The organism is Streptococcus sp. 477, from assembly GCF_013277295.1.
Taxonomy (GTDB): domain Bacteria; phylum Bacillota; class Bacilli; order Lactobacillales; family Streptococcaceae; genus Streptococcus; species Streptococcus pseudopneumoniae.
The window spans coordinates 14,557-25,924 of the sequence record NZ_VMMQ01000069.1; the positions used below are offsets into that span (position 1 = coordinate 14,557).

At 38.8% G+C, this 11,368-nt stretch carries 11 protein-coding genes; 2 read left to right on the plus strand and 9 right to left on the minus strand.

From position 1 onward, the window contains the following. Position 1 precedes the first annotated feature (1 nt). Together HT691_RS08140 and HT691_RS08145 are read right to left on the minus strand one after the other, a co-directional pair. Positions 2-913 (minus strand): ABC transporter ATP-binding protein, encoded by a 912-nt coding sequence (locus HT691_RS08140; protein ID WP_023933917.1) that lies wholly within the window; start codon positions 911-913, stop codon positions 2-4. Beyond that, positions 910-2,043 (minus strand): ThiF family adenylyltransferase, encoded by a 1,134-nt coding sequence (locus tag HT691_RS08145; protein ID WP_000675233.1) that lies wholly within the window; start codon positions 2,041-2,043, stop codon positions 910-912. The genes HT691_RS08140 and HT691_RS08145 overlap by 4 nt, the downstream gene beginning before the upstream one ends. Before the next feature lie 440 nt (positions 2,044-2,483). Between HT691_RS08145 and HT691_RS08150 the strand changes: the two genes are divergently transcribed. Then, complete coding sequence (locus tag HT691_RS08150) at positions 2,484-3,191, plus strand: LytTR family DNA-binding domain-containing protein (protein WP_000912214.1); 708 nt, start codon at positions 2,484-2,486, stop codon at positions 3,189-3,191. Continuing rightward, a complete protein-coding gene (locus HT691_RS08155) occupies positions 3,191-4,459 on the plus strand; it encodes a GHKL domain-containing protein (RefSeq protein WP_000961370.1) in 1,269 nt (422 codons plus the stop codon). The genes HT691_RS08150 and HT691_RS08155 overlap by 1 nt, the downstream gene beginning before the upstream one ends. An 18-nt stretch (positions 4,460-4,477) precedes the next feature. Here the strand turns inward: HT691_RS08155 and HT691_RS08160 are convergent, their stop codons facing one another. From HT691_RS08160 to yghU, 7 genes are all read right to left on the minus strand, one after another. Further along, positions 4,478-5,560, minus strand: coding sequence for a Xaa-Pro peptidase family protein (locus tag HT691_RS08160; protein ID WP_050207914.1), 1,083 nt, complete (start codon positions 5,558-5,560; stop codon positions 4,478-4,480). Between the two features lie 126 nt (positions 5,561-5,686). Next, positions 5,687-6,469, minus strand: a complete 783-nt coding sequence (gene gatD, locus HT691_RS08165; protein ID WP_138706043.1) for a lipid II isoglutaminyl synthase subunit GatD — start codon at positions 6,467-6,469, stop codon at positions 5,687-5,689. After that, entirely contained in the window at positions 6,469-7,812 is a 1,344-nt protein-coding gene (gene murT / locus HT691_RS08170) for a lipid II isoglutaminyl synthase subunit MurT (protein WP_138706042.1), read from the minus strand. The genes gatD and murT overlap by 1 nt, the downstream gene beginning before the upstream one ends. A gap of 175 nt (positions 7,813-7,987) precedes the next feature. Continuing rightward, positions 7,988-8,152: a YczI family protein gene (locus HT691_RS08175; protein ID WP_000508264.1), complete on the minus strand. Its 165-nt coding sequence runs from the start codon at positions 8,150-8,152 to the stop codon at positions 7,988-7,990. A 178-nt stretch (positions 8,153-8,330) separates the two neighbouring features. Then, positions 8,331-9,926, minus strand: coding sequence for a hypothetical protein (locus tag HT691_RS08180; protein WP_000822860.1), 1,596 nt, complete (start codon positions 9,924-9,926; stop codon positions 8,331-8,333). Between the two features lie 11 nt (positions 9,927-9,937). After that, entirely contained in the window at positions 9,938-10,348 is a 411-nt protein-coding gene (locus HT691_RS08185) for a peptide deformylase (RefSeq protein ID WP_000412227.1), read from the minus strand. Between the two features lie 211 nt (positions 10,349-10,559). Next, complete coding sequence (gene yghU, locus HT691_RS08190) at positions 10,560-11,357, minus strand: glutathione-dependent disulfide-bond oxidoreductase (protein WP_001277397.1); 798 nt, start codon at positions 11,355-11,357, stop codon at positions 10,560-10,562. Between the last annotated feature and the right edge of the window lie 11 nt (positions 11,358-11,368).

Genomic DNA, 11,368 nt, shown 5'->3' on the forward strand with positions numbered 1-11,368 from the left:
ATTAGTTGGTTAGCTCCTCTCTATAAAGGTCAGAAATAGTCAATGTTTTTTGATGAAGAGAGAGATTGGAAATTGTTTTTTGACCAAGTTCTTCTGTCAGTTGTGCTATCAATGGAGCTAGACTTCTTTCCTCAATCTCTAATTGACAACTAACACTATTGATAATTGTATAATCTTCTATTTTGTCTAATATACTTTTAGTCTTAAAATCAAAGCTTATCTGATACAGTTTGTCATGGATGATTTGCTTAACCTTTCCTGATTTGAGCAATCTACCATTATTAAAGAGGGCGTAATTATCTGCATATTTTTCAACCTCCAGAAGATTATGAGTAACGATAATAATGGTATGCCCCTTGCTAGCTAACTTTTGCAATAATTGCCATTGCTTTTCACGACGAATGGGGTCAACATCATTTGTTGGTTCGTCAAGAAGAATGATGTCTGAGCTACCGATTAGTGTCATAGCGAAGGAAGTTAGTCTTTTGAGACCGCCCGAAAGATCCTTACCTTTTTTGTAACGATAGTCTTCAATTTCTAAATCAGTGAGAAGCTGGCTGATTGTTTTTTCTAGTTCTTGGGAACTCAATCCTCGCATTTTTCCAAGTATTTCTAAATTTTGTTCTACGGTTAATTTGTCGAGTGGGGCATATTGTTGAGACATATAACTAATTAAGGTACGTGCTTGTTTACGATTGTATATAAAAGAAATATCACCATACAAAATATCTCCTTGGTCAGGTTTAGTAAAACCAATCATTTGATTCAATAGAGTAGATTTTCCAGCTCCATTGTGTCCCAAAAAAGCCGTGATTTTTGCTGGTGATATTTCTAAGGAAATATGATTATTGGCTAAGTGCTGACCATCAAAAGATTTAGTCAAATTATCAATTACGAGTTTTGCAGTTGTCATAACTTTAATTCTCCGTACTTAGAAAAAATTTCCCAATCGTCTTCTTTACCTGTGCCGCATGTTGGACATTCATCAAGATAGCGTCCCCAAGAATCGTGTGTGAATGAGGCTCCGTTTTCATAATTGATTTCGTATTGATGGTTAAGGCTAATTGGTTCCGTATATTGAGTTAATAATCGGATAGTTTCATCAACAATGGCAGAAGTCAGTTGAAATATTGCTGGACCATAGGCTATTGTAGGGATTGTTTTTGTAATCGTACGAACACCGTGGAATTGTTCAAGGAATAGAGTGTCAATTTTTGTATAATAAATATTTAAACAATCAAAACAGCCTGTTTGGTAAGGGATAACTGAATAGACACGACCACGACTAACTTGACTGGCGCCAAATATACAGGGAATATTTTTTGTAACGATTGCTTTATTTACGATACGTTGAATATCATATTGAGGTTCATCAATCACACATATCGTAATATCAACATCATCAAGTAAAGGAATCAAGTCACTTACAGAGGTGATACGTATATTATGGGTTTCTACTTCAATATCGGAATTCATTTTTGTAACTTCTCTATGGGCAATTTGAACTTTAGATAAGCCAATATCATCTTCCTTGTATAGAAATTGTCTTCCTAGATTACTTTGCTCAACAATGTCAAAATCCACTATTTTTATCTTTTTAGGTCCCAAGCCTGCTAGTAATGTCAGTATGTTAGAACCCCCACCACCAAGACCTAGTAAAAGGATAGTAGACTGATGAATTTTTTTCTGTGTTGCAATACTATCTTGGAAGCTATTTAAATAGCGACTGAAATAATATATATTTGAATGATAACGTTCTTTAATATCCTGAATTTCGCCCGCTTCTTCGAGAACCCCCTCATTATCTAAGAGTTCAAGAGCGCCTGTGATGTCTTCTTCAGTTAAATCATCATATTTTGTTAGTATGATATTGAGAATATCTTGAAAAGGACGTCCGTCCAAAATATTGACTAAATTCCACATTTTATTATTATCATCCTTAATTTCTGTGGTTATACCAATTTGTAGCCCAATCCTAAATAAATTTTTATGAAGTTTATAAACAGGATATATTTCTTTTATTCTTGGATGATAGAATTTCATTTTAACCTCACTATTTTATTAAAAAAGGAAGACGAGGTGATTATAAATCATATATCCTCGTCTTGCAACTCCCAGTTCCTATTACAAATGGAAATAAGTAGAAAGAAAATGGTGAACCTATCTACTCAATTCCAACAGTAGGAATAAATAGAAAAGAACTCCTCTAAAAACTCAATTTTAAAATGCTAATTTTTCAACCTTTTCTGGTTACTAAACATAGAAAACCGGTAGTTTTTAGAGGTGCCCAAAATTTAGAAAACACCCCAGCTAATATCAGTTTTAGCAATAACTTTACGCACTTGAATATTTTTCATTTTTGTAACTCCTTTCATATTTGATAAGAATATTGTATAATAAATTAACGATTTTTTTATCAGCATGTCATAATTGACGTATTTGACGTTATAATTGGCAAAATCATGCTTGTAGTGAGGAATTTGATGTTAAAAATTGCGATTTGTGATGATTCTAATAGGGATGGTAGTCAGCTAGAAAACTTACTCTTATCTTATAAGGACATCAAAATAGAAACGAGTGTTTATACGAATCCCCAAAAACTATTAGAACAATTGACAGAGAAGTACAGTTGTGTTTTTTTGGATATCGAGATGCCACAGATAACAGGAATTGATATGGCACAAAAAATCCGTAAGGTAAACCCTTTTATCCCGATTATCTTTGTTACCAGTTATCGAGATTATATGGAGCAGGTTTTTGAAGTGCAGACTTTTGATTATTTACTTAAACCAGTGACTTCTAAAAAATTATATAAAACTCTGGATAGAGTGGTACGTTTTTTGAATTTAGGGCAAGCTGTATTTACGTTTACTTTTGGAAAGCAGCATTATTCACTGCCTTTAAATGACATTGTATTTTTTGAAAAGGATAAGCGTGCTGTCTTTATTTACACTAAAGATCAGACTTACAAAGCTTTGCTTAAAACGAAAGATATTTTAGAGAAATTACCTGATTACTTTATTCAAATTCATTCTTCCTATATTATCAATCCTAGATATGTGACAGAGTTTGATTCGCAAATAGTCACAATTTTAAATGGAATGGATGAAAATCACCTTCCAATTAGCCGAAAATTTCAAACGTCTTTTAGAGAAAAGTATTATTATTATCTGAGTGAGAGGAATTTTTAATGTTAGTCAGTTTGCGGATTGTGAGTATTCTGTTTGATTTATTTTTGGGAATTATTTTCTTTTATAGACCTCTGTCCCAAAAAGAAAAGTCTAGGAGAATTTGTATCTTTACTTCTCTCCTTTTATTTTTCCATGCCTTGTTGACGATATTATTTTCAGGAGCTAATCTTTTCTTAGTAGGGAATCTTATTCTCAGTATCGCAGAGTATTATTTTTTAGGTCTTTATTTTGGATATGCTGTTCAAGAATCTTCGTTTTGGATTTTTTGTCAGATGAGTCTAACTTTACTAGCTGGTACTATACTCAATCAAGCAGTGCAACTATTTTCCCCTTTATCAGTCATTTCAGAAAATCTAATAGCCATGCTTTTTTATCTCGCTGTAGCTTTTCTTTTATCATTGCTAGTGACCCTGGTTCTTCGACAACTTTTTCGTGCACATCAAAAGTTAGTTTATACTGTTTCTAAAGGGACTTGGTTATACCAGTTTATTGTACCATTTTTGTCCATTTGTTTTGCTTTTACAGTATCAGCGATTCAAGGGCAAGTGTTTGAGAAGGATTATCTTTCTTTTGTTTCTGTATTAGCCCTCATTGTGTTAACGTTCTCTTCTCTCTATTTCACCCTATATCTTTCTCAGCAACAACAGAGGTATTATCAAAGCATACTAGAGACGGAACAGATGACCTTTCAACTGAGAGAAATGAAACAATCTAAAAAAGATTATAGGAGGATTCAAAGGATTCAACACGATTTGAAAAATCAACATTTAATCCTCCTTGCACTTTTAAAAGAAGATCCTGAACAAGCGAAGTCTTATCTCCAAAGCATGACAAATAGTATAGAGAACCAAACTGTCTGTTACTCCAAGAATACAACAATTAACTTTTTACTCAATCAAAAATTACAGGATAAGGTAGAGGACATACAATTGGAAATTGATTGTTTTGTACCTCAACGATTAGAAATCAATCCAGATATTTTAGCGGTTTTACTTGGTAATTTGTTGGACAATAGTCTTGAAGCCTGTATGCGCTTGAGTAATAAAGAAGATAGGGTCTTGATCTTAGGAATACGATATTTTCAGAAGAAACTCTTTATTGCTATCGAGAATTCATTTGATGAGAATGAATTGGTAATACGAAAGGAACGTCAGACAGAGGGATGGGGGCTTAAAAATATTGAGAGACTTGTAACCAATCATAGGGGAACAATGAAGAATTTCATTCAGAATGGACGTCATAAAACAGAAGTGATTCTTCTTGTCTAACTAGGGTTTGTTGCTATCTTAATCAAAATAAAGCAAGTCTTTGCTGGTACTTGTAAAGAGGTCAAAGCCATCCTTGGTAACAACACCGCAGTCTTCAATACGAACACCGACTTTACCAGGGATATAGATACCTGGTTCAACAGAGAAGCACATGCCTTCTTCGATGACCATGTCGTTTCCTTCCATGATAGATGGGAATTCATGGACATCCATACCGATACCATGCCCGAGACGGTGGTTGAAGTACTCACCATAACCAGCTTTTTCGATGACCTCACGGGCAGCGCGGTCCACTTCATGAGCAGTCACACCTGGCTTGATAAAGTCAAGAGCAGCTTGTTGGGCTTCAAGAGTCAAGTTGTAAATATCTTTCTTGAATTGGTCTGGTTTGCCGACAGCGACTGTACGAGTCATATCTGACGCATAGCCATTGACCAGAACACCCAGGTCAAAGAGGAGAAGAGCATCATTTTCAACCTTATTAGCTGCTGGAATGCCGTGTGGATTCGCAGCATTATCACCAGTCAAGACCATGGTATCAAAGCTCATTTCGTAACCTTCACGTTTCATGGCAAAGTCAATTTGTGCGATGATATCTGTCTCAGTCTTATCAAGAGAAATATTGTCAAAACCAACATGAACAGCCTTGTCAGCATAAAGACCTGCAACCATCATTTTTTGCACTTCATCAGCTGATTTGATGAGGCGCATGCGTTGGATACGAGGAGTGAGGTTGTCAAACTCAGCAGTCTCAAAAACTGTTTTCAAACCATGGTATTTGGTCAAGATGAGATTGTCAAACTCAACAGCGACACGTTTGAAGTCAAGTTGTGGAAGAGCATGTTTGATTTTTTGCCATGGATTTTCAGAATCGACATAGCCCACTACTGGGAAGGAAACGGTGCTACTTGCACGTTCTACTTCAAGAGCTGGGACAAAGAGGAGAGGTTCCTGATCCGCTAGGACAAAGAGGAACATTTGGCGTTCATGGGGATCACTGTAAAAACCAGTGAGGTAATTGATTGTGACGGGGTCAGATACGACAGCGACGTCTAGTTTTTCTGATTCAAGATATGTTACGATTTGTTGTAATTTAGACATATGCTACCTTCTTTCTACCCCTCTATTTTGGCAAAAAAAGAGAGAAAATGCAAGGGAGAAGGGTAAAAGAAAAGACAAAAAAACTCCGACAAGATAACGGAGTTCTTTGATATAGTTTCACTTTGTTTAAGAAAAGTCAGCCTTGCTTTTGACATCACTGTATTCTTCAGCGATTTCTTGGCTGAGAATATCTTCATAGGCAGGGAGTTGGATGTCCTGACCATATTTCTTCTTGAGGGCTGTAGTGACTAGGCGATAAGCCAGATTGGCATTACGAGAGAGGATAGGCCCGTGGAAGTAGGAACCAAAGACATTCTTATAATGAACCCCTTCGCCGACCTTTTCTTCGTTGTTTCCATTTCCATAGACAACCTGTCCCAGTGGTTTTTGGTCATCAGAGAGGAAGGTACGTCCCTGGTGATTTTCAAATCCATAGTAGGTTTCATTGAAATCTTCATTGTGAATCTTGATGTCCCCGATAAAACGGTTATTGGTCTGGTTGAGAGTGTAGTGGCCCATGACCCCTAGTCCTTCGATGCGTTTGCCTGAAGCTTCAACATAATATTGACCCAATAGTTGAAAACCACCGCAGATAGCGAGAACCACACCGTCGTTTTTGATGTAGTTGTCAATGCTCTCTTTTTTAGCAGGTAGGTCGTCTGCAATGATACTTTGTTCAAAGTCTTGACCGCCTCCGAAAAAGGCGATGTTGTAGTGATTTTCATCAAAATCATCATGGAGAGAAACGATGTCAACGGTCACATGGGCTCCCAGTTTTTCAGCAACATACTTGAGCATGAGGATGTTTCCATTGTCCCCGTAGGTATTCATGAGATTTCCGTAGAGGTGGGCAATGTTGAGCTGATAGGGGTAATTGCCAGCTTTTGAGGAAAGTGAAGTATAAACCATTAGTTCATCTCCTTTCTAACAATCTGACGACTAGCCAGCAGTTCACGAAATTCCAGCATGGCAGTATAAGTTGCCAGAATATAGGCATGCTTGCAGTCTTGATTCTCAATGGTCTTGAGAACTTGCTCCAGATTACTCGTTTCAGTGATTTTCTCAGCTGGATAGCCAGTCACTCGGAGGCGACGAGCGATTTCAGAATGACGAACACCGCCAGCGTTGATTTCAGGAATGTCCATGTCAGTGATTTGCTCAAAGTCTGCATCCCAGATCCAGCTAGTGTCAATTCCATCTGCATAGTTGGCATTAAGGAGGACAGATAGGCTAAATGGATAAGGTGCTAGTTTGATCATTTCGATAGCTTGGGTTGCACCGACTGGATTTTTAATCAAGACAAGGGTACATTCCTTGTCACCGATATGAAAGGTTTCTTGGCGTCCAAAGACAGCACGGCTCTTGTCAAATCCCTGTTTGATGAGTTGGGAATCTGCGCCGAGGAAACGGGCGATGGCCACAGCAGCTAGGGCGTTATAGATATTATAGAGCCCGCCGATTTGGATACCGTATTCTTGGCCATCTATGACAAAGCGAGAGCGATTGTTGGTCAACTCAACCAGTTTTGTCAAACGATAGTCGAGATCAGGACGTTTACATCCACAACCTTCACAGATATAGGCACCCAAGTTTGCATAGGTATTATGCTCATATTTGAGGATGCCTTGGCAGTCAGGACAGAGAATCCCTTCGGTATTGTAGTGAGCCAGTTGGGCTGGTCCTTTTTCCAAGTCAAAACCAAAATACTGTATAGGATTTGGGAAAGATGGTTTGTAGAAAAGTGGGCTGTCTCCGTTAAGGAGAACAGTAGCAGTTGGAACTTTCCGAATGGCATCCAATATCATGTTATAGGTAGTATAGATTTCACCGAAACGGTCCATCTGATCACGGAAGATATTAGTAATGACAAAAAGACTAGGCTGGATATAGTCACAGATACGAGATAGACTGGCTTCGTCAATTTCGAGGACGGCAATATTTTTCCCAGTTTTTGAAGATTTGGCTGTTAGGAAGGTTGTTGCAATTCCTGTAATCATGTTGGCACCGCTTGGGTTGGTTAGAACTTGACCATAAACCTCTTTTAAAATGCCGACAGTGAGGGCAGTTGTCAGGGTTTTTCCATTTGTTCCAGTGACCACGACAATCTCGTAGTTCTTAGCTAGGTTTTGTAAAATATCTTTATCAAATTGAAGGGCGACTTTTCCTGGAAGCGTACTTCCACGTCCAAGACGGCTTAAAACGAAGTGGGAAGAACGTCCAGCAAGAAGGCCCAAAGTAGTTTTTAAGTTCATGTTTCTATTATATCATAAAAGAGGGAAAAGACAGATTTGATACTCAATGAAAATCAAAGAGCAAACTAGGAAGCTAGCCGCAGGCTGTACTTGAGTACGGCAAGGTGAAGCTGACGCGGTTTGAAGAGATTTTCGAAGAGTATGAAAAACCTCGGTTTGACCGAGGCTTCTCTATTTATTTGGGCCATCCTAACCAGATAGCCACGAGAACAAGGGCTGCGCCAGCTAAACTTGTTAAGATAGATAAGAATTTATCTTTTTTCTCCTTGAACTGAGAAAAACCTATCTTCAAAGCGAGCAGTCCAAGTAGCATTGAAGCAAGCATCAAATAAAAACCCATTTCTTTGTCCTCCATTAGTCTTAATTTATTTTATTATAACATATATTTCTTAAATAAACCTTTTTTATACTCAATGAAAATCAAAGAACAAACTAGGAAACTAGCCGCAGGTTGCTCAAAGCACAGCTTTGAGGTTGCAGATAAAGTTGACGTGGTTTGAAGAGATTTTCGCAGAGTATTACTGTACTTTAAAGGTCTTGAGATAGCTGTCTTTTCCTACTTGACCTTCGAAGGTTCTACCATTTTCAAGGTAAGGAAGGTCATCTGATACTGAGGCCTTAACCTTGTAAATCTTGCCATCAACTTTAAAGAAGTAGACGGTGTCGCCCTTGATAACAGCTGATTTGAGGTCTGCTACTACTCCCTTGATGCTTTCTGTCGTTGCATTGTCAATTTCAAGGTCGTTTTTATTGGCATACTTGCTGAGCATCTCTTCCACTGTAGTAGCTACGATAACATTTTGGTACTCGACTGCGTCTACTAGAGCATACTCTTTGACCAAGCCAGCATTGTCCTTCAAACCCATGATGTAGAAAGGCTTGTCATTGAGGTTGATGAGGATTGGGAAGGTTGCTTTGTAGGATTTCTCCTGAACAGCACCTTCTGCTGATTCACGGGCTGATTCTTCTGTCGCAGAAGCCAAGCTATACTTAGTAATTTCTCCTGTTCGCATATTTTCAAGGATGAAACCAAGATTACTCTCATCCGCATTAGCCGACGTCACACCTGTGTAGAGATAGATGTCATTACCGATAGACAAGTAATTATAGCCATTGGTAGTCTGGGTCACATTTTTCTTGGAAATCATGGCATTCAAGAAACCGTCCTTGTACTTGCCGTTGTAGTTGATTTGCTCAATGGTTTCCTCTGCTGGATAGATCCTATCCACCCATTCTGGAACATCTGATAAGCTGTATTCCTTGGTTTCTCCATTTGTAGCATCCAAGATAATGACTGAAGCAGGACGAGGAACCGCAAGTCCAAATTGCTTTTGGTAAACCGTTGCTACATAGAAAGGATTGCCCTCATCGTCCACCTCAAAAGATGGAGTTTTAAAGATTTTGGTCGGGTACTTCAAGCGCAGGTGACGTTTGACATCACGGTTAAAATACTCCGAGTCTGAATACTTGATTGGTGTCTTCAAGTCCACCAAATCCGCATTTCCAGTTACCATGTCCACCTTGATATACTCACCGATTCCCTTAGCTTGATTGTTAAACCACTTGATAGGGTCTGCGTATTCTAGTGGCGTCACTCGATAAGGTTTCCCATCAATTGTCAATTGGGTATAGGTATCTGCCGCTACGTACTGCGACACCTTATCTGTTAGGGAACCCAAGTAGCGGTCACCAATTTTTTCAGCAGTACTTCTATCTAAGATAGGAACCTTACTGGTGTCACTCTTAGGAAATTCAGTAAAGTCTTTTTCCGTAACCGTGACTACATTGGCATAATTTTTAGCCTGAAACATGCTGGAAGTTACCAAGGAAACCAAAGCTGCCAAGAGAAGAATTCCTCCAATCGAAGCTAACAGAATTTTCCCTAACCGATTGATTTTGAAACCCTCAAGATTTAAGGCAGCTTCCGCCTTACCGTGGCGCACATGAACCGTTTTGACAAGGTTTATCCCCTTGCCAAAGCCAAATAAGATTGCCACAACTAACAAATGCCCACAGAGGAAGAAGAGAAATTCCCAGCTGGTCAGGTTAAGGGGCGGTAAAAAGATATACCAGGTCGTTGCGATAAAAATAAGTTCAAAGACTATTCGTTTCATTTGCTTTCCTCCTAAATGATTCGTCCTTCCAAGTGATCCAGCTCATGCTGGCAAATCTGAGCTGGGAAGCCTGTCAAGGTAATGGTCTGTTCCTGCCACTTGCTGTCACGATAGGCAAGCCTTATGGTTTCATAACGCTTAGTTGATCTCACACCTACCAAGGACAAACAGCCTTCTTCTGCCTCATAGGATCCTTCAAAGGACAGAAGCACTGGGTTAAACATGACCACGGGAACCAAGCCAAGATTAAAGATAATCACGCGCTTTTGCACCCCAATCATATTGGCAGCTAGACCAATGCAGGTCTCACGATTTGCTAAGAGTGTATCCTGCAAATCTCTGGCAAGATAAAGGTCTTCCTGACTTGCCGGCTGAGATACCTGAGATAAAAACAAAATATCTTTTACAATTTTCTTTTCCACTTCCTCACACTCCTCTTGTTTTTTACTATATTATAACAATTATAGCACAAAAGCCGATAACTGCAAGCCCTTTCCCTCAACTGTAGCAAAAAGCCATCCGAAGATGACTTTTTTGCTACTTATACTCAATGAAAATCAAAAAGCAAACTAGGAAGCTAGCACAGGTTGCTCAAAACACTNNAGGCGACGCTGACGTGGTTTGAAGAGATTTTCAAAGAGTATTAATTTCTTTATAAATTACTTCCATCCCACGCTTAACAGCTGGACGATTGGCAATTTTTTCTGCCCATTTTACTAAATTCTGGTAACTTGAGGCATCCAAGAATTTTGCAGAACCTTGGTAAAGTTTTCCTTGAACTAACTGTCCATACCAAGACCAGATGGCAATATCTGCAATCGTATAGTCATTGCCTGCAATATAAGGTTTCTGAGTCAATTCCTTATCCAATAAATCCAACTGGCGTTTCACTTCCATCGTAAAACGGTTAATAGGATATTCCAATTTTTCAGGGGCATAATTAAAGAAATGTCCAAATCCCCCACCTAGAAAAGGTGCAGCCCCAGCTTGCCAGAATAGCCAATTCAAAACTTCTACCTTTTCCACAGGATTACTTGGTAGAAAGGCTCCAAATTTCTCAGCAAGATAAAGGAGAATATGAGCAGATTCAAAGACTCTTACTTCTTCAGTTCCTGACTGGTCCAACAAGGCTGGAATCTTGGAATTTGGATTGAGCTTTACGAAGTCTGAACCAAATTGATCCCCATCCATGATAGCAATCTTATACAAGTCGTAAGCCGTTTCCTTAAAACCAGCCTCTAGTAATTCTTCCAATAAGATAGTGACCTTCACACCATTTGGTGTTCCCAGTGAATAAAGCTGAAAAGCTTGTTCTCCTTTTGGCAAGTTTTGTTCGAAACGGGCACCTGCTGTTGGTTTATTTAAGCCCGTAAAGGCTCCTTGATTACTAGCTTCATCCTGCCATACGGTCGGTAATTGATATGCTGACATCCGAAACCTCC